Here is a 25,428-nt window from a genome sequence, read left to right on the forward strand (position 1 = left end):
TCCGCGCGCGGCCAACGGGGGTCCCGCGGCACGGGAAACGGAAGGAGTTCGCCGATGCGTGTCGATCTGCTGACCAGGGAGTTTCCGCCGAAGGTCTATGGGGGAGCGGGGGTGCACGTCACCGAGCTCGCGGCGGTCCTCGCCGAGCAGATCGAGGTGCAGGTCCGGTGCTTCGACGGACCCCGGCCGGACGCCGTCGGGGTGACCGGGTACGACGTGCCGCCGGGCCTGGACGGTGCCAACCCGGCGCTGGCCACCCTGGGCGTGGACCTGGAGATGGCCGCGGACGTGGGCGGTGCGGACCTGGTGCACTCGCACACCTGGTACGCCAACCTCGCCGGCCACCTGGGCGGCCTGCTCCACGACATCCCCCACGTGCTCTCCGCGCACAGCCTCGAGCCGCTGCGACCCTGGAAGGCCGAGCAGCTCGGCGGCGGGTACGCCATCTCGAGCTGGGCCGAGCGGACCGCCTACGAGGGTGCGGCCCGGGTCATCGCGGTGAGCGCCGGGATGCGCTCGGACATCCTGCGCAGCTACCCGCAGCTGGACCCCGAGAAGGTGGTCGTGGTGCACAACGGGATCGACCTCGACTCGTGGCGGCGCCCCGAGCCCGCCGAGGTGGACGCCGTCGCCGCGAAGTACGGGGTCGACCGTGGCCGCCCCACCGTGATCTTCGTCGGCCGGATCACCCGCCAGAAGGGCCTGCCCTACCTGCTCCGGGCGGTGCGCGACCTGCCGTCCGAGGTGCAGATCATCATGTGTGCCGGGGCGCCGGACACCCCGGAGATCGCGGCCGAGGTCAAGAACGCGTTCGCGCAGCTCACCACCGAACGCACCGGGGTGATCTGGATCGACGAGATGCTGCCCCGCGCCGAGGTGGTCGCCCTGCTCGCCGCGTCCACCGTCTTCGTCTGCCCGTCGGTCTACGAGCCGCTCGGCATCGTGAACCTGGAGGCGATGGCCGTCGGGCTGCCCGTGGTGGCCTCGGCCACCGGCGGCATCCCCGAGGTGGTCGACGACGGCGAGACCGGGCTGTTGGTGCCGATCGAGCAGGTGACCGACGGCACCGGGACGCCGGTGCACCCGGACGTCTTCGTCCGCGACCTGGCCGCGGCCCTGACCGAGCTCACCTCGGATCCCGAGCGCGCGGCGCGGATGGGGGTGGCCGGACGGGCCCGCGCGGAGGAGCACTTCTCCTGGCAGGCCATCGGGGAGCGCACCCTCGAGGTGTATCGGGACGTGCTCGCGCAGCGGTGACCATCGGGTGGGCGAGTGGGCCCGCGTGGGCTGAGTGGGCCGAGCGGCACGGCGTGCGGCTCGCGCTCGCGGACCGGGTCAGGCCCGACGGGGTGCGCTCGCGCTCGCGGCGGTGAGCGCCCGTCGAGCCGCGGCGGCCACGTGCCGGAGCGCGGCCGAACGCTGATCGGCCTGCCAGGCGTTCACGGCGGCGCCGTCGTCCGTGCGGGCGAGTTCCACGATCGCGGTGAGGCGGACGGCGCGCACGAGCAGATCCGTGCGGCGCGCGTCCTGGCCGGGGGGCAGCCGGACCTCCAGCGCCGGGGGCACCACGGAGGAGGCCAGCATCGAGATCTCCTCGGCGGCCTCCTCGCGCCAGCGCGCCACGTCCATCCGGCTGAGCGCCTCGATGGCGACGTTCAGGGCCTCGGCGAGCCCTGCCCTGGCCTCACCGAGGGAGTCCACCGCGGGCGGCCGGGACGCCCCGCCGAACACCCGCCACGCCACCATCGCCCCCGGCTCCAGGGCCGATCCGAACTCGGTGACGAACGGTACGGCCACGAAGGAGCCCGTGGCCGCCGCCCCGTCGGAACCGACGCCGACCGGCAGGCCCGCCGGGGGACCGGACACCACGAGTGCCTCGCCCACCTCCATGGCTGCCTCCCCGGCGGTCCCCCCGAGCGCGAACGGCTCACCCGGGGCCGGTAGCACCGCGGCGACCTGGCCACCACCCGCCCGCAGCAGCAGTTCCGCGAGCGAGCCGGCGCCGTCGACCGTGTTGACGGTGTGTGGTTCGTCCTCGCCGACGATCGCCGCGAGCGCGTCCGAGACGGACGGCTCGGCCTCGGGATCGCGAAGGGCGTCGACCCAGAGTGCGGCCAGCACGCTGCGCGGCACGTCGATGGTCACATGCCGAACCTAGGTCAATTAGGGTCTTCAGTCATGGGTGACGTGCTGCAGTTCGACGAGGTGAGCGTCCGTCGCGGGGCCAAGACCATTCTCGACGGCGTGAACTGGTCGGTCGAGGAGGGGGAGCGGTGGGTGGTGCTCGGCCCGAACGGGGCCGGCAAGACCACGATCGTGCAACTGGCCTCGGCACGCATGCACCCGAGTTCGGGTCAGGTGGAGATCCTCGGCGAGCGGATGGGTGCCGTGGACGTGTTCGAACTGCGCCCGCGCATCGGCCTCGCCAGCGCCGCGCTCGCCGATCGGATCCCCGGCGGGGAGACCGTCCTGGACGTGGTCCTGACCGCGTCGTACGGGGTCACCGGGCGCTGGCGGGAGAGTTACGAGTCGCTCGACGTCGGCCGCGCCCGGGACCTGCTCGGTGCGTTCGACGTGGCCGACCTGAGCGGCCGGTTCTTCGGGACGCTCTCGGAGGGCGAGCGCAAGCGGGTCCAGATCGCCCGAGCGCTGATGACCGACCCGGAGGTGCTGATCCTCGACGAGCCGGGCGCCGGACTCGACCTGGGCGGCCGGGAGGAACTGGTGGCCGCCCTCGGGGAGCTGGCCGCGGACGTCTACTCACCCGTGCTCATCCTGATCACCCACCACGTCGAGGAGATCCCGCCGGGCTTCACCGACGGACTTCTGCTGCGCGAGGGACGCGTGGAGGCCGCCGGGCCGCTCGAGGACGTGATGTCCCCGCAACACCTCTCGCGTACGTTCGGGCTCGACCTGCTGGTGGAGCGGCACGCCGAGCGGTGGTCCGCCCGGGCACTGAGCGCCGGCGAGCGTGAGTCACAGCGGCGCCACGTGCTTTAAACTTCCTTTACACTGCATTCAACGGCGAGGTTCGAGGGGAGGCAGCGATGAACTACGGCTGGTTGTGGTGGCTCGGAGCGGCGTTGCTCCTCGGGGTCGTCGAGATGCTCACAGTCGACCTGTTGTTCCTGATGTTGGCCGGTGGCGCGGTGGCCGGCGCGGTCGCGGCCGGGCTCGGTGCCCCGTTCTGGGTGTCCGCACTCGTCGCCGCCGCGACATCGATCCTGCTGATCTTCGCGGTCCGGCCGTGGGCGTTGGCGCACCTGAAGAAGACCACCCCGGACGCCGACACGAACATCTCCGCGCTCACCGGTCGCACCGCCACGGTCCTGGCGGACGTCACCCAGCAGACCGGCCGGGTCAAGCTCGCCGGGGAGGTCTGGACCGCGCGGGTGGAGCAACCGGGCGTGGTGCTGCAGGTCGGCGCGGTGGTGTCGGTGGTCCGCATCGAGGGAGCCACGGCCGTGGTCGCCCCGCAGGCGGTGCCGCAGAACCCGAGCCAGCCGTACGGCACACCCGGTCCCGGTTACTGATCGACGACCTTCACACGAACGGCCCGCGGCGCGCGGGCCGGAGGAAACCAAAGGGGTAGTTCATGGATTTCGGTCAGGTAGTCGGAGCAATCATCCTGATCCTGGTGGTGATCTTCGTGATCGTGGCGGCCCGCCGCGCGATCCGGATCGTGCCTCAGGCGGTGGCGCTCATCGTCGAGCGTCTCGGGCGGTACCAGACGACCATGTACGCCGGGCTGCACCTGCTGATCCCATTCGTGGACCGCGTCCGGGCCGGCGTCGACCTGCGTGAGCAGGTCGTGCCGTTCCCGCCCCAGCCGGTGATCACCTCCGACAACCTCGTGGTCAGCATCGACACCGTGATCTACTTCCAGGTCACCGACCCGAAGTCCGCCACCTACGAGATCGCGAACTACATCCAGGGCATCGAGCAGCTCACGGTCACCACGCTCCGGAACATCATCGGTTCGATGGACCTCGAGCAGACGCTGACCAGCCGTGACCAGATCAACGGCCAGCTCCGTGGGGTCCTGGACGAGGCCACCGGCCGCTGGGGCATCCGCGTGAACCGCGTCGAGCTGAAGGCCATCGACCCGCCCCAGAGCGTGCAGGGTGCGATGGAGCAGCAGATGCGCGCCGAGCGTGACCGTCGTGCCGCGATCCTCACCGCCGAGGGTGTCAAGCAGTCCCAGATCCTCACCGCCGAGGGTGAGAAGCAGTCCTCGATCCTGCGCGCCGAGGGCCAGGCCCAGGCTGCGATCCTCAAGGCCCAGGGTGAGTCGCGCGCCATCCTCCAGGTGTTCGACGCGATCCACCGCGGCGACGCCGACCCCAAGCTGCTGGCCTACCAGTACCTGCAGATGCTGCCGCAGATCGCGAACGGCTCCTCCTCCAAGCTCTGGGTGGTGCCCGCCGAGTTCACGGCGGCGCTCGGCTCGATCACCTCGGCGTTCGGCGGCGGCGAGACGCCCCCGCCCACGTCCGGTGGCGACGCGCCGTCCGGTCGCGGCCCCGACCGTGGCGATGGCCCGGAGATGATCGAGGGCCTGGACATCTCCCTGCCGGAGACCGCGTTGCAGGACCCCGCGGAGGCACTGCGGGAGGCCCGGAGCCAGGTGGACGAGGCGACGGCCGAGGCGAGCACCGCCGGTGAGCACACCGGGGTGCCGTTCGACCGGTCGTCCGAGGTCGGGCAGGCCGCGCCGGACGAGCCGATTCCGCCCGCAGCGAAGCCGTGGAGTCCGCACGGGGAGTGAGATGCTGACACGGTGTAACGTCACCGTGTGCTGCGACTGGTCCGGACCTTCCTGAAGCCGTACACGTCGGCGATCGCCATCGTCTGCGTGCTCCAGTTCGTGCAGACGATGGCGGCCCTGTACCTGCCGACGCTGAACGCCCGCATCATCGATCAGGGCGTGGTCACGGGTGACACGGACTTCATCATGCGCACCGGCGCCCTGATGCTCGGCATCTCGCTGGTGCAGATGGCCGCGAACGTGGTCGCGATCTACTTCGGCGCCCGCACGGCGATGGCCCTCGGCCGGGACCTGCGGGAGGCGCTGTTCGGCCGGATCATGGACTTCTCGGCGCAGGAGATGTCCGCGCTCGGGACGCCGTCGCTGATCACCCGCTCCACGAACGACGTGCAGCAGGTGCAGATGTTCGTGTTCATGTCCCTGACCATGATCATCACGGCGCCGATCATGCTCGTCGGCGGCATCATCATGGCGGTCCAGGAGGACGCCGGACTCTCGCTCCTGCTCGTGGTCGTGGTGCCGGTGCTGGGCGGCACCATGGCCGTGGTGGCCAGCCGGATGGTGCCCTACTTCCGCAGCATGCAGAAGCGGATCGACACGATCAACGGGATCCTGCGCGAGCAGATCACCGGGATCCGGGTGGTCCGGGCGTTCGTGAAGGAGCACGACGAGCAGGCCCGGTTCGCCCGCGCGAACAGCGAGCTGCGCGACGTCGCGATCCGGGTGGGCTGGGTGCTCGCGTTCGCCCTCCCGCTCGTGATGCTGATCGTCAACGGTGCCTCGGTCGCGGTCATGTGGTTCGGCGCGCAGCGGGTCGACTCCGGGGCGATGGAGATCGGCTCCATCGTTGCGTTCCTGAGCTACCTGATGTTCATCCTGTTCGCCGTGATGATGGCGACGATGATGTTCATGTTCGCTCCCCGGGCCGTGGTCTCCGGTGAGCGGATCGACGAGGTCCTCGGCTCCGAACCGACCGTTCTGGCTCCCCTCGACCCGAAGCGACCGGACCGGGTGCGCGGCGCTGTCGAGTTCGACGCGGTCGACTTCCACTACCCGGGTGCCGAGGCGTCCGTGCTGCACGGGGTCTCGTTCCGCGCCGAGCCGGGCCGGACCACCGCGATCATCGGGTCGACCGGCTCCGGAAAGACCACGCTGCTGAACCTGGTGCCGCGGCTCTTCGACGCCTCCGAGGGTGCCGTGCGCATCGACGGGATCGACGTGCGCGACATCGACCCGACGATCATCACCGGCGAGATCGGGCTGATCCCGCAGAAGCCCTACCTGTTCTCCGGGACGGTGGCCTCGAACCTGCGCTACGGGCGTGAGGACGCCACCGACGAGGAGATGTGGGACGCGCTGCGGGTCGCCCAGGCCGAGAACTTCGTGCGCTCCATGGACGGCGGCCTCGAGGCGGAGATCGCGCAGGGCGGCACGAACGTCTCCGGCGGTCAGCGCCAACGCCTCGCGATCGCGCGGGCGCTGATCCGCAAGCCGTCCATCTACCTGTTCGACGACTCCTTCTCCGCACTGGACTACGCGACCGACGCGGCGCTGCGGGTCGCGCTACGGCCGCGGACCCGGGACGCGAGCGTGATCATCGTGGCTCAGCGGGTCTCCACGATCAGGGACGCGGACCAGATCCTGGTGCTCGAGCACGGCCGGGTGGTCGGCGCCGGCTCCCATGACGAACTCCTCGCCACGAACGAGACCTACCAGGAGATCGTCTCCTCGCAGCTGACCGCGGCGGAGGCGGCATGAGCACCGACGACACCGAGGACGTCACCCGGGGCGAACGCGCCGACGACTCCGAACTGAAGGCCTCCGTCAAGCCCGCGGCCCGCCGGCCCCAGGCGCACGGCCCGGGCGGCGGGATCGGGATGCCGGCCGAGAAGGCGATGAACCTCGGCGGCACGCTGCGCCGGATGGTCTCCGAACTGCGCCCGCAACGGGTCGCCGTCATCGTCGCGATCGCGTTCGGCGTGGTCTCCACGGCGCTCGTGGTGCTCGGGCCGAAACTGCTCGGGAACGCCACCAACGCGATCTTCGACGGGTTCGTCGGCAGCCAGTTCGAGCCCGGCCTGACCCAGCCGGAACTCGTCGAGCTGCTGCGCTCGCAGGGCATGGACGCCCAGGCCGACCTGGTCAGCGGGATGCCGAACCTGGTCCCCGGGCAGGGCATCGACTTCACCCGGCTCGCCCAGTTGCTCGGGGTGGTCCTGGCCGTGTACGCCGCGTCCTTCCTGTTCAGCTGGCTGCAGGGCCGGATCACGACCAGGGTGGTCCAGCAGACCGTGTACGACCTGCGCGAACGCTCCGAGACGAAACTGGCGCGGCTGCCGCTGAGCTACTTCGACAAGCAGGCCCGCGGCGAGGTCCTCTCCCGGGTCACGAACGACATCGACAACATCGCCCAGACGCTGCAGCAGTCGCTGTCCCAGCTGATCACCTCGGTCCTGACCGTGATCGGCGTGCTGTTCATGATGTTCTACATCTCGTGGATCCTGGCCCTGGTGGCGCTCGTGACGATCCCGTTGTCCGCCGTGGTGGTCGCGCAGATCGCCAAGCGCTCCCAGCCCCAGTTCGTGGAGCAGTGGAAGCGCACCGGGACCGTGAACTCCCACGTCGAGGAGATGTACACCGGGCACTCCCTGGTGAAGGTGTTCGGCCACGAAAAGACCGCCCGGGCGACGTTCGAGCAGGAGAACACGCAGCTCTACGAGGCGAGCTTCAAGGCGCAGTTCATCACGGGCACCATCCAGCCGGTCATGGGCTTCGTGTCCAACCTCGGCTACGTGGTGGTGGCGGTGGTCGGTGGGCTGCGCGTCGCCTCCGGCCAGATGAGCCTCGGCGACGTGCAGGCGTTCATCCAGTACTCACGCCAGTTCTCGCAGCCGATCACCCAGATCGCCTCGATGATGAACCTGCTCCAGTCCGGCGCGGCCTCCGCCGAGCGCGTGTTCGAGATGCTCGACGCACCGGAGGAGTCCGCGGACCCGGTCGCCCCGGCGACGCTCGGGGAGGTCGAGGGACGGGTCGCATTCGAGAACGTGTCCTTCAGCTACTCGCCGGAGCGGCCCCTGATCGAGGACCTCTCGTTCGTGGCCGAGCCCGGCCAGACGATCGCGATCGTCGGCCCGACCGGCGCCGGCAAGACCACGCTGGTGAACCTGATCATGCGCTTCTACGAGGTGAACGGCGGCCGGATCACGATCGACGGCGTGGACACCCGCGACCTCACCCGGGCCGGCCTGCGTTCGAACATCGGCATGGTGCTGCAGGACACCTGGCTGTTCGGCGGCTCCATCGCGGACAACATCGGCTACGGCACCCACCGGGAGGTCACGGAGGCGGAACTGGTCGCCGCCGCCGAAGCCACCCACGTGGACCCGTTCGTGCGGACCCTGCCCGACGGGTACGAGACCAGGCTGGACGACGAGGGCACCGAGGGCACGGCCGTCAGCGCCGGTGAGAAGCAGCTGCTGACCATCGCCCGGGCCTTCCTCGCCGACCCGGCGATCCTGATCCTCGACGAGGCCACCTCCTCGGTGGACACCCGTACCGAGGTGCTCGTCCAGGAGGCGATGAACGCGCTCCGGCACGGCCGCACCAGCTTCGTCATCGCCCACCGGCTCTCCACGATCCGGGATGCCGACATCATCCTCGTGATGGAGGAGGGTTCGATCGTCGAGAAGGGCAGCCACGATGCGCTGATCGCGGCGGGCGGTGCCTACGCGCGCCTGTACCGGGCCCAGTTCGCGGCCGCGGCGGCCGAGGTCGACTGAGCGGTCCGACCGGCCCCGCGCGCGAGGCGACGGCCACCACGCACACGAACGGGACGCCGTCGTACACCGGAAGTTCGACAACACGTCGGGCGACATCACCCGCGCGGTGGATACGCTGCGCGCCCGGCATCTGCCACCATCGGCCCTATGCGCATCGCAGTGGTGGCCGAGTCGTTCCTCCCGCAGGCCAACGGGGTGACCGTCACGCTGCTGCGCCTGCTGGAGTACCTGGACGTGCGCGGCGAGGACGTGCTGGTGCTGGCGCCGGCCCCCGGCCGCGGCGAGCACGCGGTCGCCGAGTACGCCGGCGCGAGCGTGCGCCGCTACCGGGCAGTGCCGCTGCCCGGCTACGCGGAGATGCGGCTGTCGAACCCGCGGGTGCGGACCCTGGAGGAGCACCTGCGCTACTTCGGTCCCGACGTCATGCACCTCGCGGCACCGTTCGTGCTCGGCTGGCAGGCGATCGGCGCGGCCCAGTCACTCGGGCTGCCGTCGGTCGCGGTCTACCAGACCGAGGTGCCCAGTTACGCCAAGCGGTACAAGGTGCGCCAGATCGAGCCGCTGCTTTGGCGTCGGATCGAGGACATCCACAAGAGCGCCACGCTGTCGCTGGCGCCCTCCTCGTACGCCTGCCAGCAACTGATCGACCGCGGTGTGCACCGGGTGGCGGTGTGGCCCCACGGCGTCGACCGGGACCGGTTCTCACCGGTACACCGGGACGAGGCCCTGCACGCCTCCCTGGCGCCGGGCGACGAGGTCGTGGTCGGGTATGTGGGGCGCCTGGCACGGGAGAAGCAGGTGGAGGACCTGGCCGTGCTGCAGAACCTGCCAGGGGTGCGGCTGGTGGTGGTCGGGGACGGGCCGCGCCGCGACCAGATCCGGCGGGCACTGCCGAACGCGACATTCACCGGGCGGCTCGAGGGTGCCGATCTGACCCGGATGATGGCGAGCCTCGACGTGTTCGTCCACACCGGCGAGATGGACACGTTCGCGCAGACCATCCAGGAGGCCCAGGCCAGCGGGGTGCCGGTGGTCGCGCCGGCCCGGGGCGGTCCGATCGACCTGGTCGCCGACGGGCAGAACGGCCGCCTCTACACGCCGGGTGACCTGGGCGCGATGCGTCGCGCGGTCGAGGGCCTCGCCGCGGACCCCGTGCGCCGCACCATGATGGGGCTGGCCGCCCGGGAGTCCACCGCGCCGCGGACCTGGGACGCGGTGAACGCCGAGGTGACCCAGCACTACGCGAACGCCATCGAGTTCGCCGCGCGGGACCGGATCGCCTCCGGCGGTCGCCCGATGCGGCGCCGGCTGATCACCCGTTAGTCTCGCGGGCGTGCCGACCGTCCCGCTCACCGATCTCGGATCCGCCGAACTCGCCGACTACACCCGTCTCACCGATGTGGCGCTGCGCTCGCGCAGCGAGCCCGAGCGTGGCATGTACCTCGCCGAGAGCTCCACGGTGATCCGCCGGGCGGTGGCCGCGGGGCATCGGCCGCGCTCCTTCCTGCTCGAGCCGAAGTGGCTCCCGGACCTGGAGCCGCTGCTGGCACGGGTCGGTGCCGGCGAGCACGGGGACATCCCGGTCTACCTGGCCGAGCAGGACCTGCTCGAGCAGATCACCGGCTTCCACCTGCACCGGGGCGCGCTCGCGGCCATGCACCGCCCGCCGCTGGCTCCGGTGGCGCAGGTCGTCGCCGGGGCGCGGCGGGTCGCGATCCTCGAGGACATCGTCGACCATACGAACGTGGGTGCGGCGTTCCGCAGCGCCGCCGGGCTGGGCGTGGACGCCGTGCTGGTCACGCCGCGGTGCGCGGACCCCTTCTACCGGCGCTCCGTCCGGGTCTCCATGGGCACCGTGTTCCAGGTCCCGTGGACCCGGATCGACCCCTGGCCGGCCGGGATCGCCACGCTGCGCGACGCCGGGTTCGTCACGGCCGCACTCGCCCTCGACGAGCACTCGATCCGTTTGGACGACCTCGCCGACGACCCGCCCGAGCGGCTCGCCGTGGTGCTGGGCGCCGAGGGCCACGGGCTCAAGGCCCGCACCGTCGCGGAGTGCGACCGGGTGGTGCGCATCCCGATGGCTGGCGGGGTGGACTCGCTGAACGTCGCCGCCGCCGCGGCGGTCGCGTTCTGGGCGACCCGGACCCGGTCGTGAGCACCGGGCCGGCGTCGCTCGCGGTCCGTCTGCAGCGTGCGGACACGGTGGCGGACTCGGTCGCGGATCTGACCGAGGCCGACCTGAAGGAACTCATCCGGGACGCGACGCCGCTGGGGTCCGGAATCGGCGGGCGCACCCTGCTGACCGTCGTCGGCGGGGTTGAGGTCTTCGTGAAGCAGGTCCGGCTGACCGACCTGGAGCGCCGGCCCGAGCACCGGGGCTCGACCGCGAACCTGTTCGGTCTGCCCCCGTACTACCAGTACGGGGCCGGTTCGGCGGGCTTCGGGGTGTGGCGCGAACTCGCGGCGCACGAACGCACCACCGCCTGGGTGCGCACCGGGTCGACGCCGAGCTTCCCGTTGCTCTACGGCCACCGCGTGCTCGAGGCCGCACCCCCTCCGGCCACGGCCACGGACTCCGGGCAGGACTGGACGGAGCCGGCCGCGGCGGCCCGGTTCTGGGGCTCGACGGCGGTGCGCGAGCGGGTGGAGGCGCTCGCCGGGGCGTCGGCGAGCGTACTGCTGTTCCTGGAGTACCTGCCCGGGCACGTGTCCGGCTGGTTCGGCGCCCGGATGGCCGAGGGCGGCCCCGGGCTCGATGCGGCGTGCGCGATGCTCGAGTCCGACCCGGTCCGGACGGCCCGGCTCATGAACGAGGACGGACTGCACCATTTCGACGCGCATCCGCTCAACCTCCTCACCGACGGTCACCGGGTGTACATCGCGGACCTCGGGCTCGCCACCGACACCGGGTACGACCTCGGCGACGACGAACGCGCCTTCCTGGCCAGGCACACCACCTACGACGGCGCGTACGTCGTCACCCAGCTGGTGAACGCCCTGGTGCGGGGACTGACCGACCGGCCCACGCCGTCGGACCGGTTGGACCTGCTGCGCCGGTGCGCGGGCGGCGAGCGGCTCGACGGCATCCGGCCGGCCGCGGCGGACCTGATCACCCGCTACGCACCCCTCGCCGTCCTCACGAACGAGTTCTGGCACGACCTCACCCGGGTGAGCCGCCGCACCCGCTACCCGGACGAGGCGGTCCGGGCCGCGGGGGAGGCCGCCGGGCTCACGCTCTGAGCGCGGCCAGGGCGAGGCGTCGCTCCCGCTGCGCGACCGGGTCCGGAACCGGCACCGACGCCAGCAGACGCTGGGTATAGGGGTGCGTCGGGGCGCCCAGGACCTGCGCAGCAGTGCCCAGTTCGACCAGTTCGCCCCGGTGCAGCACGCCCACCCGGTCCGCCACCATCGCCACGACGGCGAGGTCATGGCTGATGAACAGGGTCGCGAAGCCGAGGCGCTGCTGCAGCTCCGCGAACACCTCGAGCACCTTCGCCTGGACCGAGACGTCCAGCGCCGAGGTCGGCTCGTCCGCGATCAGGAGCTCGGGATCCAGGGCGAGGGCCCGGGCCAGGCTGGCCCGCTGCCGCTGACCGCCGGAGAGCTCGTGCGGGTAGCGGGCGGCGTACGCGGTGGGCAGGTGCACGGCATCGAGCAGTTCGTGGACCCGGACCCGGGCCGCGTGCACGTCCGGGAACCGGCCGTGCACCACGAGCGGCTCGGCCACGCAGTCCCCGATCGTCAGCAACGGGTTGAAGCTGGTGGCCGGGTCCTGGAACACGAACCCGATCCGGGCCCGCAGGGGCCGGAACGCGCGCTCCCGGAACCCGACCATCTCGTGCCCGAGCACCTGCAGCGAACCGCCCGTGGCCGGGGTCAGACCGGCGATCGTCCGCCCGATGGTGGTCTTCCCGGACCCGGACTCACCCACCAGCCCGACCACCTCGCCCGGTCCGATCCGCAGGCTGACCCCGTTGACGGCGCGGAACCCGCTCCGGCCGAACCGCCCGGGGTAGACCACCTCCAGGTCCTCGGCGGTGACCACCGCAGCCACCTCCGGACCGTCGGCCGACGACGAGACCGCAGCGCCGCCGTCGGGCTCGCTCGAGTGCGCCTGCAACCGCGGCACCGCGGCGAGCAGGGCCTGCGTGTAGGGGTGCTGGGGCCGGGCGAAGAGCTCCGACGCGCTCGCCTGCTCGACGAGCTTGCCCCGGTACATCACGGCGACCCGGTCCGCGAGATCCGCGACCACACCCATGTTGTGGGTGATCAGCACGATCGAGGAACCGAACTCGTCCCGGACCAGACGCAGCAGGTCCAGGATCTCGGCCTGCACGGTCACGTCCAGTGCCGTCGTCGGTTCGTCGGCGACGATCACCTTGGGGCCCAGCACGAGTGCCATCGCGATCACGATGCGTTGCTTCTGGCCGCCGGAGAACTGGTGCGGGTAGTGGTCCACCCGGATCTCCGGGTCCGGGATGCCCACCCGGCCGAGCACCTCGATCGCGCGGCGACGGGCCTCCTGCTTGGAGACGGTGCCGTGGGCCCGGAGCCCCTCGGCGATCTGCCAGCCGATCGGGAACACCGGGTTCAGGGCGGCCGAGGGTTCCTGGAACACCATGGCCACGTCCCGTCCGCGGACCCGCCGCATCTGCGTGGGACCGAGGGTGACCACGTCGTTGCCGGCGAGGAGCACGGCGCCGTCCACCGTGGCCGTCTCCGGCAGCAGCCGCAGGATCGTCTTCGCCGTGACGGTCTTGCCCGACCCGGACTCCCCGACGATGGCGAGTACCTCACCGGGCTGCACCTGCAGGCTCACGCCGTCGACGGCGGTGACCGGGTCCGCATCGGTGGCGAAGGTGACGTGCAGATCCTTGATCTCGACGACGGCGCTCATCGGGGTGCTCCTTCGGCGACCGGTTCGGCCGGGGTAGGCGGGGGTGCGGTCCGGGCCCGTCGACGGATCCGCAGGCGCGGGTCGGAGAGGTCGTTCAGGCTCTCACCCACGAGCGTCACCCCCATCACCAGCAGCACGATCGCCGCGCCCGGGAACACCCCCGTCCACCAGATGCCACTGGCGACGTCCGCGATCGCCCGGTTCAGGTCGTAGCCCCACTCGGCGGCCGCGGTCGGGTTGATGCCGAACCCGAGGAACCCGAGGCCGGCCAGGGTGAGGATGGCCTCGGACGCGTTCAGGGTGAGGATCAGGGGCAGCGACCGGGTGGCGTTGCGCAGCACGTGTCGGCCGAGGATGCGCGGTGTGGACGTGCCGATCACCCGGGCCGACTCCACGAACGGCTCGGCCTTGAGGCGCACCGTCTCGGCCCGGACCACCCGGAAGTACTGCGGCACGAACACCACGGTGATGGACAGGCCGGCAGCCAGGATGCCGCCGAGGAAGCTGGACTGTCCGCCGGAGATCATGATGGACAGCACGATGGCGAGCAGCAGGGACGGGAACGCATAGATCGCGTCCGCGATCGTGACCAGCACCCGGTCCAGCCAGCCGCCCAGATAACCGGACACCAGGCCGAGCAGCACGCCGAGGAACAGGGAGGCGACGATCGCCACCACCACGACCAACAGGGCCGTCCGCGCGCCCCAGATCACCCGGGAGAACACGTCGTAACCGCCCACCGTGGTGCCCCAGATGTGCTCGGCGGACGGCGGCGCCTGGCGCGGGAAGTTCCCGTCCGGTCCGGAGAGCTCGTTGTAGGAGTAGGGCGTGATCAGTGGTGCGAACACAGCCAGCAGCAGGAACAGCACGCACAGCACCAGGCCGGCCACGAGCATGCCGCGTTGCAGGCCGACGCTGCGCCGCAGCTGCCAGACCAGCGGGAGCTTCTTCCACCGTGGTTCGGTCGAGGTGCCGTGCACCACCACGGTCTCCTCGACGAGGTCGGACGGTGCAGGTGTCTCCTCACTCATCAGTACCTCACCCTCGGGTCGATCAGCGCCGCCGCCACGTCCACGATGAAGTTCGTGACCGCGACGATCACGGCGAGCATGGCGACGATCCCCTGAACCGCCACGAAGTCACGGGCGCCCAGGTACTGCGCCAGCTGGAAGCCGAGCCCACGCCACTCGAACGTGGTCTCGGTGAGGATCGCCCCGCCGAGCAGCAGGGCGATCTGCATGCCCATCACGGTGATGATCGGGATCAGCGCCGGCCGGTAGGCATGCTTGCGGACCAGGCGGGACTCGCTCACCCCGCGCGAGCGGGCCGCGTCGACGTAGTCCCGGCCCAGGGTGCCGATCAGGTTCGTGCGCACCAGGCGCAGGAACACGCCGGCCGTGAGCAGTCCGAGGGTCAGTGCCGGCAGCACCGCGTGGATGGCCACGTCCCCGATCAGGTCGGGGCGCCCGGTCCGCAACGCGTCCAGCATGTTGATGCCGGACGACCCGCTGATCGCGCTCAGGGTCAGCTGGGTGTCGGAGGTCGCGCGTCCGCTGAGGGGGAACCAACCGAGCCAGACCGAGAAGACGAGCTTCAGGAGCAGCCCGGCGAAGAACACCGGGGTGGCGTAGAACAGGATCGCGGTGACCCGAAGCACCGCGTCGGGCCAGCGGTCCCGCAGCCGGGCGGCGATCATCCCGAACGGGATCCCGACCGCGAGCGCCACGATCAGCGCGTAGATGGCCAGTTCGAGGGTGGCCGTGCCATACGTGATCAGGATCTCGGAGATGAGCCGGTTGTCGGTGATCGTGCGCCCGAAGTCGCCGGAGAAGATCTGTCCGAGGTACTCGACGTACTGCACGAGCAGGGGCCGGTCGTAGCCGGCCTCGGCGAGCCGTTCGGCGAGCTGGTCCGCGCTGAGCCGGTCGCCCACCGAGGCCGTGATCGGGTCACCGACGACCCGCATCAGGAAGAAGACGAGCGTGACGAGGATGAACACGGTGGGGATGATGAGCAGGAAGCGGGTGAGGAGGTAGCCACCGAGTCCGGAGCCCTTGCTCCGGACGGCGGCCGTCGTCCCCACCGTGCGATCGTCGACGATCGTCACAGGTGGACCTCTTTCGCAGGCGTTCCGGTGACCGCCACGTGCGCCGGCGCACGTGGCGGCGGTGTCAGCGGCCCAGTGCCCCGTACCGGAACTTGAACGACGCGTCCAGCGTGTCCGAGACCCCGGTGATGTCGGTCGCCGCGACGGCCACCTGGGCACCCTGCAGGTAGGGGACCGTGGACAGGTCGGCCGCGACCAGGTCCTGCACCTGCTCGATCAGCGCGGTGCGCTCGGTCTCGTCGACGGTGGTCGCCTGCGCCAGGATGAGGTCGTTGACCTCCTGGTTCTCGTAGTGGTTGCCGAGGAAGTTCTCGGTGAGGAAGAACGGCGACAGATAGGTGTCCGCGTCCGAGTAGTCCGGGAACCAGCCGAGCTGGTACGCCGGGTAGAGGTCCTGAGTGCGCTCGGCCGAGTAGGCGTCCCACAAGGTCGAGTTGAGCTGCACGTCGAACAGGCCGGTCGCCTCCAGTTGCGCCTCGATCATGGCGTACTCCTCGTCCGAGGAGGCGCCGTAGTGGTCGGGGCTGTACTGCAGGTTCAGCGGCACCGGCGTGGTCACGCCGGCGTCCGCGAGCGCGGCGGTGGCGGCATCGACGTCCGGGCCACCGGAGCCGTCACCGTAGAGGCCCTGCAGCGCCGTGTTCGCACCGGTCAGGCCCTCCGGCACGTAGGAGTACAACGGGGTGTAAGTGCCCTGGTAGATCTCCTCGGACAGGGCGTTCCGATCGATCACATGCGCGACGGCCTGCCGGACCGCGAGGGCCTTGGCCGGGTCCGGTTCCGCGGTGGTGGCACCGTACGGCTGGGTGTTGAAGTTGAACACGATGTAGCGGATCTCCCCACCGGGGCCGTCGTGGACCGTCACGGAGTCGTCCGAGCGCAGGTCGCCGATGTCGGTCGGGCTCATCGACCGGAACGCCACGTCGACGTCGCCCTCCTGCACGGCGAGCTTCAGCGAGGTCTCCTCGGCGAAGTACTGCACCGTGATCTCGTCGGTGACGGCCGGTGGCAGCACGCCGGCGTAGCCATCGAACGCCGTGTACCGGATCACCTCGTTCTCCACGTAGTCGCTGATCGTGTACTGCCCGGCGAAGGCCTCGGCCTCGGCGATATCGGCCGACGGCGTCACCTCGGTCGCGGAGAAGACCTCCTCGTCCACGATCGGGGCCACCGCGGAGGCCAGGATCTGCGGGAAGACCTGGTCGTTCTCGCTGAGCAGGTGGAAGACCACCGTGGTCTCATCGACGACCTCGGTGCTCTCCAGGTTGTAGAGCAGGGCGGCCGGGCCCTGCGGGTCGTTGATGGCGACCTGGCGGTCGAACGTGAACTTGACGTCGGAGGCGGTCAGCGCGTGGCCGTTCGCGAAGGTCAGGTCCGGCTTGAGCACCACCGTGTACTCGGTCGGAGCGGTGAACTCCGCGGACACGGCGATGTCCGGTTCCACGTCCGGTGACCCGTAAGGGTTGTTCATCAGGAATGGGTACACCTGGAGCATGACGGTCAAGGACCCGTTGTCGTAGGACCCGGCGGGATCCAGCGAGATGATCACGTCGGTGGTGCCCACCGTGATGCCACCGCCGGCGTCCCCACCGGTGCCGTCATCGGCGTTCGGGTCCTCGGTCTCCGCGCAGGCGGCGAGCACGAGGGCGAGGGCGGCGGCGGTGCCGACCACGCTCAGGCCGCGGCGCCGGAAGCTGGCTGTAGCCATGTTCCACATCCTTAGTGCGATCTCCGGGTCCGCGGGTACACGGACTCCTCAGGCGATGCCTGTCCACATCTTCGTGGAGTGATGTCTAGCACACGGAGGTCGCGTTTTGATTACGGGCCCCGCTCACCGAAGACCTTTTGCTTGCCGCGTTGGAGTGTAATCATGTAAGCAAGTAACGATGGGAGACGCCTCATGACCAGGAACGAGTACGACGAGGCCGGCGACGACGCCATGTCCGGCGAGCGGTTCGGCGGCCGTGGTCGCGGTGACCGACGCGGGGGCGCGCGCGGCAGGGGTCGCGGCGGCTGGCAGGTCGCCGACCTTCCGGCCGCCGACGACGCCGCGGACTGGTTCCTCGGCAGGTTGCCGCAGGCCTGGTTCACCGAGGTCGAGGTGACCGTCGACCGTGAGGAGATCCTCGTCGTCGGGACCCTGGCCGTGCAGACCGTCGGGGCGGCCGAAGGGGCCGAGGCCGAGGGCCGGATCGGCCGGTTCCGCGCCGAGACCAGGGCCGAGCGGATCGAGATCGCCGAGGAGGCACAGGCCCGATACCGGCGCACGGTCTCCTGGGGCGCCCGGCTGGGCGGTACCTCCGCCCTGTTCACCCATGTCGCGGCGCCGGTGATGACCCGGCTGCGTCAGCCCGAGCGTCGGGTGCTCGACACGCTGGTCGACGCCGGGGTGGCCCGCTCCCGATCCGACGCGCTCGCCTGGTCGGTGCGGCTGGTCGGCGAGCACGCCGACGAGTGGCTCGGCCGCCTCCGTGAGGCGATGGCGGAGGTCGACGAACTCCGGTCCCAGGGGCCGGCGCTCTGAGGAGGCCACTAGCCTGGGGAGTGTGCCCTGGATCGATGCCCTCACCGAGGCGCCGACGGCCGCCGGGCCGTACGACGTGTGGCACCGGATCGACGGCACCCGTGCCCGCACCAAGTCGGACCTGCTCGGTGAGCTCGCGCGGGTGCTGGAGTTCCCGGACTGGTTCGGGAGGAACTGGGACGCGCTCTTCGACTGCCTCCTCGGGCTCGAGCGGCTGGGCCCGGAGCGGCGCGGCGTAGCCCGGGCCGGCCTACCCCGCTCCGGACGGCGGGTGGGTACCGGCAAGCACGTGCTCGCCCTCACCGATCCCGAGGACCTGCTGATCGACGCCGAGGACGAACTCGGCACGTTCCTCCAGGTGCTGACCGACGCCCGCCTGTACGGCGTCGGCGCCGCGGTGGTCACGGACGCTCCCGAGCGGTGGCGCGCGCGAGCCCGCCGGGCCGTGTCGGCCCGCCGTGACAGACTCGCGCCCATGGACCGACTGATGCTCCTGGACACTGCGAGCCTGTACTTCCGCGCCTTCTTCGGTGTGCCCGACTCGATCAGGGCGCCCGACGGCACCCAGGTCAACGCCGTGCGTGGCCTGCTGGACTTCATCACCCGGCTCGTCGAGCAGTACCGGCCCACCCACCTGGTCTGCTGCTGGGACAACGACTGGCGACCGCAGTGGCGGGTGGACCTGATCCCCTCCTACAAGGCGCACCGGGTCGAGGAGGTGGTTCCCGGCGGCTCCGACGTGGAGGAGGTGCCGGACCCGCTCCAGGTCCAGATCCCGATCATCGTGGCGACGCTGGAGGCGCTCGGGATCACGATCGCCGGGGCGGACGGCTACGAGGCCGACGACGTGATCGGCACCCTGGCCACCGACGCGGGCATGCCCGTCGACGTGGTCACCGGGGACCGGGACCTGTTCCAACTCGTCGACGACAACGCCGTCGGTGGTCCGGTGCGGGTGCTCTACACCGCGCGCGGTGTGGGCCGGCACGAGGTTCTCACCGACGCCGTCGTCATGGAGAAGTACGGGGTGCGGCCGGACCAGTACGCCGACTTCGCGACCATGCGGGGGGACACCTCGGACGGCCTGCCCGGGGTGTCCGGGGTGGGGGAGAAGACCGCCGCGTCGTTGCTCGCGAGTTTCGGGGACCTCGCCGGGATCCGGGCTGCCGCCGCCGACCCGGCGACCCCGCTCGCCGCCGGCGTGCGCGCGAAGCTCAAGGCCGCCTCGGACTACCTGGACGTGGCCCCGCAGGTGGTCGCGGTCGCCCGTCGGATCAACCTCGGTGAGCTGGACGCCGCGCTGCCGGGGAGCGGCCCCGGCCACCCGGTGCCCCGCGACCCCGCGGCGCTCGCCGACCTGGTCGAGCGGTGGGGCCTGGGCGGGTCGGTCAGCCGCCTGCTGGAGGCGCTCACACCGGCCACATCGTGAATGCGCCGACACGCGCCCGCTCGGCTTCCTACACTCGGGGGATGCTCCCCGAACGCTCCGCCGCACTGAAGCACGCCATCAGCACCCGGGTGGTCGTCGCCGACGGTGCCATGGGCACCATGCTCCAGGACGCCAACCTGACCCTCGACGACTTCCAGGGACTCGAGGGCTGCAACGAGATCCTGAACGTGACCCGCCCCGATGTGATCGAGTCCGTGCACGACGCGTACTACGCCGTCGGTGTGGACTGTGTCGAGACGAACACGTTCGGCGCGAACTGGTCGAACCTGTCCGACTACGACATCGACGACCGGATCTTCGAGCTCGCCGAGGCCGGGGCCAGGATCGCGCGACGCAGCGCCGACAAGAACAGCACCGAGGACCACCCGCGCTGGGTGCTCGGGTCCATGGGACCGGGCACGAAGCTGCCGAGCCTGGGGCACACGACCTACGCCCACCTGAAGGACACGTTCGCCCAGCAGGCCGCCGGCCTGATCGCCGGCGGCGCCGACGCGATCCTCGTCGAGACCAGCCAGGACCTGCTGCAGACGAAGGCTGCGATCAACGGGGCCAAGGCCGCGATGACGCAGACCGGCACCGAGTTGCCGATCTTCGCCCAGGTCACGGTGGAGACCACCGGCACGATGCTGATGGGGTCGGAGATCGGCGCCGCACTGACCACCCTGCGCGCGCTCGGCATCGACTCCATCGGGCTGAACTGCGCCACCGGCCCCGCCGAGATGAGCGAGCACCTGCGCCATCTGGCCCGGCACGCCGACCTGCCGATCACTTGCATGCCGAACGCCGGGCTGCCGGTGCTGGGGGCGAACGGCGCCTCCTACCCGTTGACCCCTCAGGAGCTGGGCATCGCCCACGAGCAGTTCGTGACCGAGTTCGGCCTCGGTCTCGTCGGCGGGTGCTGCGGCACCACCCCCGAGCACCTGGCGCAGGTGGTGCAGCGGGTCGGCGGCCGGGCCGTCGTCACCCGGTCCCCGGAGCCCGAGCAGGGTGTGGCGAGCCTGTACTCCCACGTCGACTTCGACCAGGATGCCTCGTTCCTGGCCATCGGCGAACGCACCAACGCGAACGGCTCCAAGGCGTTCCGGGAGGCGATGCTCGCGGAGAACTGGGACGAGTGCGTCCAGATCGCCCGGGCCCAGACCCGCGACGGCGCGCACCTGCTGGACGTCTGCGTCGACTACGTCGGCCGGGACGGCGTCGCCGACGCCCGCGCGGTCATCTCGAGGCTGGCCAGCGCGTCCACGCTGCCCCTGGTGATCGACTCCACCGAGCCGGACGTGGTCCGCGCCGGCCTGGAGCTGGTGGGTGGCCGGGCCGTGGTCAACTCGGTGAACTTCGAGGACGGCGACGGCCCCGAGTCCCGCTACGCCAAGGTCATGCCGATCGTGAAGGAGCACGGCGCCGCCGTCATCGCCCTGACCATCGACGAGGAGGGCCAGGCCCGCACCGCCGAGACGAAGGTGGCGATCGCGTCCCGGCTCATCGAGGAGCTCACCGGCACCTGGGGGATGGCGATCGAGGACATCATCGTCGACGCCCTCACGTTCCCGATCGGCACCGGCCAGGAGGAGACCCGGCGGGACGCCATCGAGACGATCGAGGCGATCCGGGCGCTGAAGGCGAAGTACCCCGGCGTGCACACCACGCTGGGGGTCTCGAACGTGTCCTTCGGGCTGAACCCGGCCGCCCGCGTGGTCCTCAACTCGGTGTTCCTGCACGAGGCGGTGCAGGCCGGACTCGACTCGGCGATCGTGCACGCCGCGAAGATCCTGCCGCTCGCGAAGATCCCCGACGAGCAGCGCCAGGCCGCACTCGACCTGGTCTGGGACCGCCGTGAGTTCGACGAGACCGGTGCGATGACGCACGACCCTCTCGCGCACCTGCTCGACCTCTTCTCCGGGGTGGACTCGGCGGCCCTGAAGGACCAGCGAGCCGCGGAGCTGGCGGCGCTGCCGCTGGGTGAGCGGCTGCAGCGGCGCATCGTCGACGGCGAGATGAAGGGTCTCGACGACGATCTCGCGGCCGCCCTCGGCGAGGGCTGGAGCGCTCTGGCGATCATCAACGACCACCTGCTCGAGGGCATGAAGGTGGTCGGCGAACTGTTCGGGCGCGGCGAGATGCAGCTGCCGTTCGTGCTGCAGTCCGCCGAGACCATGAAGTCCGCGGTGGCCTACCTCGAGCCGTACATCGAGAAGACGGACGAGGCCGGCAAGGGCACCATCGTCCTGGGCACCGTGCGCGGCGACGTGCACGACATCGGCAAGAACCTCGTGGACATCATCCTCACGAACAACGGCTACACCGTGGTCAACATCGGGATCAAGCAGCCGATCTCGGCGATGATCGAGGCCGCGGAGGAGCACAACGCGGACGTCATCGGAATGAGTGGCCTGCTGGTGAAGTCCACCGTGGTGATGAAGGAGAACCTCGAGGAGCTCGCCTCCCGCGGGCTCGCCGGGAAGTACCCGGTGCTGCTCGGCGGCGCCGCGCTGACGCGCGTGTATGTCGAGGACGACCTGGCCGGGCTGTATCCGGGCGAGGTGCGCTACGCCCGCGACGCCTTCGAAGGGCTGCGCCTGATGGAGCCGCTGGTACGGGTCGCCCGGGGAGAGGCGCGCGACGCCGTCGGGCTCCCCGCGTTGAAGAAGCGGATCCACGCGAGAGTGACGGTGGACGAGACGGCGCCCGAGGACCTGCCGGCCCGTTCGGACGTGAGCCTGACCAACGAGGTTCCCACCCCGCCGTTCTGGGGCACCCGGATCGTCAGGGGAATCAAGCTCGCCGACTACGCCGCGTTCCTCGACGAGCGGGCCACCTTCATGGGGCAGTGGGGGCTCAAGCCGTCCCGCGACGGGGAGGTCTCCTACGAACAGCTCGTCGAGACCGAGGGACGGCCACGGCTGCGCGAGTGGCTCGACCGCATCCAGACCGAGGAGATGTTCGCACCTGCGGTGGTCTACGGGTACTTCCCGGCGGTGTCCGAGGGCGACGACCTGGTGATCCTGCACCACGACGGTCCGGACGGCGGATCCGGGGGTGAGCCGGGCACCGAGCGGGTCCGGTTCACGTTCCCTCGGCAGCGCCGGGACCGGCATCTGTGCCTGGCCGACTTCGTGCGCCCGCGGGAGTCCGGTGAGGTCGACGTGGTCGGCTTCCAGCTCGTCACCGTGGGCGCGGCCGTCAACGACCATACGGCCCGGCTGTTCGCCGCCAACGCGTACCGGGACTACATGGAGCTGCACGGACTGTCGGTGCAGCTGACCGAGTCGCTCGCCGAGTTCTGGCACTCCCGGATCCGCGAGGAGCTCGGCTTCTCGGCCGAGGACCCGGACGACGTCGAGGGCATGTTCAAAGTCGCCTACCGGGGGGCTCGGTACTCGCTCGGCTATCCCGCCTGCCCGGACATGGAGGACCGTCGCAAGATCGTGGACCTGCTCCGCGCCGAGCGGATCGGGGTCGAGCTCTCGGAGGAGCTGCAGCTGCACCCCGAACAGTCCACCGACGCCATCGTGTTCCACCACCCCGAGGCGAAGTACTTCTCCGTCTGACGGGCACCGACCCCGACGGCACTTCGGTCGCCTCTTGCACTATACGTATACATATGCGTATCCTTTGATCGGAGGATACGATGAGCCCATGCCGAACAAGACGATCTATGTCTCCGACGCCGACCTGCCCCTCTACGAGCGGGCGCAGGAACTCGTCGGGGGCAACCTCTCCCAGGCGATCGTCAAAGCCCTGCGCCGGTACGTCGACGTCGAGGAGGGCAAGGACGAGGGCTTCGAGGAGATCACCGTCCGGGTCGGCCCCGGTAAGGGGAAGCGCCAACGCTTCCTCGGCGTGCTGCTCGTCGAGTGGGGCCGGTCCACGAAGGACCGGGTGTACAAGTACAACGTGTATCGCAGCCGGACCGGCAAGTACGTGGTCCACGAGGAACGCTCGCCCGAACAGATCTGGACCGCCGGCGCCGACGGTCAGGCCAAGGGATGGCGCAAGCACGTCAGCCAGGACCAGGCCTGGGGCACCACGGCTGCCACCGCCGTCCTCGAGATCTTCGATGACCTGGACGCCCTTCGCCCGAAGGTCCCGGCCCAGCTCTACGAGCTGGTCGCCGCCACCGCCGCACTGCCCGAGGTCGAGGACCTCGACATCTGAGTTCGCCGGGGGATAGGCCCCGGCGCACCACCCACGCCCGACGGGCGGGCGCGAGCCTGCCCGGCAACGCGCGCACGCCCGACGGGCGGGCGCGAGCCTGCCCACCCCACCACCTCGCGAGGTGGGACGGCCATGCCACCACGACATCCGCCGTCGGCCATCGACGCGCCGGACGAACCAAGGAGACCCCAGATGACCACCACCGGTACGGACCGACCCCCCGCCATCCAGGTCAAGGGCCTGGAGAAGTCCTACAAGGACCTGCAGGTGCTCCGTGGCGTCGACCTCGATGTCGCGCCCGGAAGCATCTTCGCCCTGCTCGGCTCGAACGGGGCGGGCAAGACCACGATCGTGCGGATCCTCGCCACCCTGCTGCGCGGGGATGCCGGGACCGCGACGGTCAACGGCTTCGACCTCACCACGCAGGCGGCCCGGGTCCGGGAGTCGATCAGCCTGACCGGGCAGTTCGCCGCCGTGGACGAGGTCCTCACCGGGCGCGAGAACCTGGTCCTCGTGGCCCGGCTGCGGCACCTGCCGAACCCGGGCGCGGTGGCCGACGACCTGCTCGCCCGGTTCGACCTCACCGACGCCGGAGCCCGGCGTACGGCCACGTACTCCGGCGGCATGCGCCGGCGGCTGGACATCGCGATGAGCCTGATCGGGAGCCCGTCGGTGGTCTTCCTGGACGAACCCACCACCGGACTCGACCCCCAGGCGCGCAACGACATGTGGCGGATCGTCCGGGAACTCGCCGACGACGGCACCACCGTGCTGCTCACCACCCAGTACCTCGAGGAGGCCGAGAAGCTGGCCGACCGGATCGCCATCCTGCACGGCGGCCGCATCATCGCGGACGGCACGCTCGCCGAGATCAAGGCGCTCGTGCCGCCCGCCGAGATCGAGTACGTCGAGAAACAACCCACGCTCGAGGACGTCTTCCTCGCCATCGTCGGCAGCGACACCACCAAGGAGATCTCATGACCGCACATGCCCTCACCGACGCGTCGATCCTGGTCGGCCGGTCGATGCGGCACATCACGCGCAGCGTCGACACGATCATCACCGTCACGATCACGCCGATCGCGATGATGCTGCTGTTCGTCTACGTCCTCGGCGGCGCCATCGAGACCGGGGCCGGCCGGTACGTCGACTACCTGCTGCCCGGGATCCTGCTGATCACGATCGCGTCGGGCATCGCCTACACGGCCGTGCGACTGTTCAACGACATGAGCAGCGGGATCTTCGAACGGTTCCACTCGATGCCGATCGCGCGCTCCTCGGTGCTGTGGGCGCACGTGCTGACCTCGCTGGTCTCCAACGGGCTCTCGCTCGCGATCGTGGTGCTCGTGGCGCTCGTCATGGGCTTCCGGTCGCCGGCCGGGCTGCTCGCCTGGCTCGCGGTGGCCGGCATCCTGGCGCTGTTCACCCTCGCGCTCACCTGGCTCGCGGTGCTCGCCGCACTGACGGCGAAGACGGCGGAGGGTGCCACCGCGTTCTCCTATCCGCTCATCTTCCTGCCGTTCATCAGTTCGGCGTTCGTCCCGACGGACAGCATGCCCGGGCCCGTGCGCTGGTTCGCCGAGAACCAGCCGGTCACCTCGATCGTGAACACGATCCGGGATCTGCTCGCCGGGCACCCGGTCGACGGCGACATCTGGATCGCGCTCGGCTGGTGCGTGGGGATCCTGGTGGTCGGCTATGTGCTCTCGATGGTGGCGTACCGGCGCAAGGTCGCCTCGTAG

Annotated in this window: 20 protein-coding genes and 1 pseudogene; 16 read left to right on the forward strand and 5 right to left on the reverse strand. The window is 70.6% G+C overall.

The features are described 5' to 3' along the window. Positions 1–54: 54 nt before the first annotated feature. Entirely contained in the window at positions 55–1,257 is a 1,203-nt protein-coding gene (glgA, locus tag EXU48_RS17755; RefSeq protein WP_133109027.1) for a glycogen synthase, read from the forward strand. 78 nt (positions 1,258–1,335) lie between these two features. Here the strand turns inward: glgA and EXU48_RS17760 are convergent, their stop codons facing one another. Next, positions 1,336–2,145, reverse strand: a complete 810-nt coding sequence (locus EXU48_RS17760) for a hypothetical protein (protein ID WP_133109028.1) — start codon at positions 2,143–2,145, stop codon at positions 1,336–1,338. 33 nt (positions 2,146–2,178) lie between these two features. Between EXU48_RS17760 and EXU48_RS17765 the strand changes: the two genes are divergently transcribed. From EXU48_RS17765 to EXU48_RS17800, 8 genes are all read left to right on the forward strand, one after another. Next, positions 2,179–3,000 carry an ABC transporter ATP-binding protein gene (locus EXU48_RS17765; protein WP_133109029.1) on the forward strand — a complete coding sequence of 274 codons (822 nt, stop codon included), beginning with the start codon at positions 2,179–2,181 and terminating at the stop codon, positions 2,998–3,000. Positions 3,001–3,047: 47 nt separating this feature from the next. Then, on the forward strand, positions 3,048–3,533 hold the full coding sequence (locus EXU48_RS17770; RefSeq protein ID WP_133109030.1) for an NfeD family protein: 486 nt from the start codon (positions 3,048–3,050) through the stop codon (positions 3,531–3,533). Between the two features lie 62 nt (positions 3,534–3,595). Next, positions 3,596–4,768 carry an SPFH domain-containing protein gene (locus EXU48_RS17775; protein ID WP_133109031.1) on the forward strand — a complete coding sequence of 391 codons (1,173 nt, stop codon included), beginning with the start codon at positions 3,596–3,598 and terminating at the stop codon, positions 4,766–4,768. A gap of 27 nt (positions 4,769–4,795) precedes the next feature. Further along, positions 4,796–6,526: an ABC transporter ATP-binding protein gene (locus EXU48_RS17780; protein WP_235857112.1), complete on the forward strand. Its 1,731-nt coding sequence runs from the start codon at positions 4,796–4,798 to the stop codon at positions 6,524–6,526. Next, positions 6,523–8,550 carry an ABC transporter ATP-binding protein gene (locus tag EXU48_RS17785; RefSeq protein ID WP_133109032.1) on the forward strand — a complete coding sequence of 676 codons (2,028 nt, stop codon included), beginning with the start codon at positions 6,523–6,525 and terminating at the stop codon, positions 8,548–8,550. The genes EXU48_RS17780 and EXU48_RS17785 overlap by 4 nt, the downstream gene beginning before the upstream one ends. A gap of 147 nt (positions 8,551–8,697) precedes the next feature. Next, the gene (locus tag EXU48_RS17790) at positions 8,698–9,873 is read left to right on the forward strand and encodes a glycosyltransferase family 4 protein (protein WP_133109033.1); all 1,176 of its coding nucleotides are present in this window, start codon (positions 8,698–8,700) and stop codon (positions 9,871–9,873) included. A 10-nt stretch (positions 9,874–9,883) separates the two neighbouring features. Then, positions 9,884–10,708 (forward strand): TrmH family RNA methyltransferase, encoded by an 825-nt coding sequence (locus EXU48_RS17795; protein ID WP_235857113.1) that lies wholly within the window; start codon positions 9,884–9,886, stop codon positions 10,706–10,708. Continuing rightward, positions 10,705–11,793: a hypothetical protein gene (locus EXU48_RS17800; protein ID WP_133109034.1), complete on the forward strand. Its 1,089-nt coding sequence runs from the start codon at positions 10,705–10,707 to the stop codon at positions 11,791–11,793. The genes EXU48_RS17795 and EXU48_RS17800 overlap by 4 nt, the downstream gene beginning before the upstream one ends. On the opposite strand, the gene EXU48_RS17805 is transcribed toward EXU48_RS17800, so the two are convergent. From EXU48_RS17805 to EXU48_RS17820, 4 genes are all read right to left on the reverse strand, one after another. After that, entirely contained in the window at positions 11,783–13,450 is a 1,668-nt protein-coding gene (locus EXU48_RS17805) for an ABC transporter ATP-binding protein (protein ID WP_133109035.1), read from the reverse strand. The two genes, EXU48_RS17800 and EXU48_RS17805, sit on opposite strands and share 11 nt — an antisense overlap. Continuing rightward, positions 13,447–14,481, reverse strand: coding sequence for an ABC transporter permease (locus EXU48_RS17810; RefSeq protein WP_133109036.1), 1,035 nt, complete (start codon positions 14,479–14,481; stop codon positions 13,447–13,449). The genes EXU48_RS17805 and EXU48_RS17810 overlap by 4 nt, the downstream gene beginning before the upstream one ends. After that, a complete protein-coding gene (locus EXU48_RS17815; protein WP_133109037.1) occupies positions 14,481–15,557 on the reverse strand; it encodes an ABC transporter permease in 1,077 nt (358 codons plus the stop codon). Before EXU48_RS17815 ends, EXU48_RS17810 begins: the two co-directional genes overlap by 1 nt. A 64-nt stretch (positions 15,558–15,621) precedes the next feature. Continuing rightward, positions 15,622–17,265, reverse strand: coding sequence for an ABC transporter substrate-binding protein (locus tag EXU48_RS17820; RefSeq protein WP_133109038.1), 1,644 nt, complete (start codon positions 17,263–17,265; stop codon positions 15,622–15,624). A gap of 192 nt (positions 17,266–17,457) precedes the next feature. Here EXU48_RS17820 and EXU48_RS17825 point away from each other — a divergent pair, with 192 nt between their 5' ends. The 7 genes and pseudogenes from EXU48_RS17825 to EXU48_RS17850 all read left to right on the forward strand — a co-directional run bounded on the left by EXU48_RS17825 (position 17,458) and on the right by EXU48_RS17850 (position 25,428). After that, a complete protein-coding gene (locus EXU48_RS17825) occupies positions 17,458–18,081 on the forward strand; it encodes a hypothetical protein (protein WP_328591654.1) in 624 nt (207 codons plus the stop codon). Positions 18,082–18,157: 76 nt separating this feature from the next. Continuing rightward, positions 18,158–18,442 (forward strand): annotated as a pseudogene (locus EXU48_RS25365) (barstar family protein); the annotation flags it as partial. A 126-nt stretch (positions 18,443–18,568) separates the two neighbouring features. Next, entirely contained in the window at positions 18,569–19,510 is a 942-nt protein-coding gene (locus EXU48_RS17830) for a 5'-3' exonuclease (RefSeq protein ID WP_235857125.1), read from the forward strand. Between the two features lie 41 nt (positions 19,511–19,551). Beyond that, positions 19,552–23,079 (forward strand): methionine synthase, encoded by a 3,528-nt coding sequence (gene metH, locus EXU48_RS17835; protein WP_133109040.1) that lies wholly within the window; start codon positions 19,552–19,554, stop codon positions 23,077–23,079. 88 nt (positions 23,080–23,167) lie between these two features. Next, positions 23,168–23,686, forward strand: a complete 519-nt coding sequence (locus EXU48_RS17840) for an EXLDI protein (RefSeq protein WP_133109041.1) — start codon at positions 23,168–23,170, stop codon at positions 23,684–23,686. 192 nt (positions 23,687–23,878) lie between these two features. After that, entirely contained in the window at positions 23,879–24,667 is a 789-nt protein-coding gene (locus EXU48_RS17845; RefSeq protein ID WP_133109042.1) for an ABC transporter ATP-binding protein, read from the forward strand. Beyond that, positions 24,664–25,428, forward strand: a complete 765-nt coding sequence (locus tag EXU48_RS17850) for an ABC transporter permease (RefSeq protein WP_133109043.1) — start codon at positions 24,664–24,666, stop codon at positions 25,426–25,428. Before EXU48_RS17845 ends, EXU48_RS17850 begins: the two co-directional genes overlap by 4 nt.

Origin of the sequence: Occultella glacieicola (assembly GCF_004353825.1) — a bacterium.
In the GTDB taxonomy this organism is placed as follows: Bacteria; Actinomycetota; Actinomycetes; order Actinomycetales; family Beutenbergiaceae; genus Occultella; species Occultella glacieicola.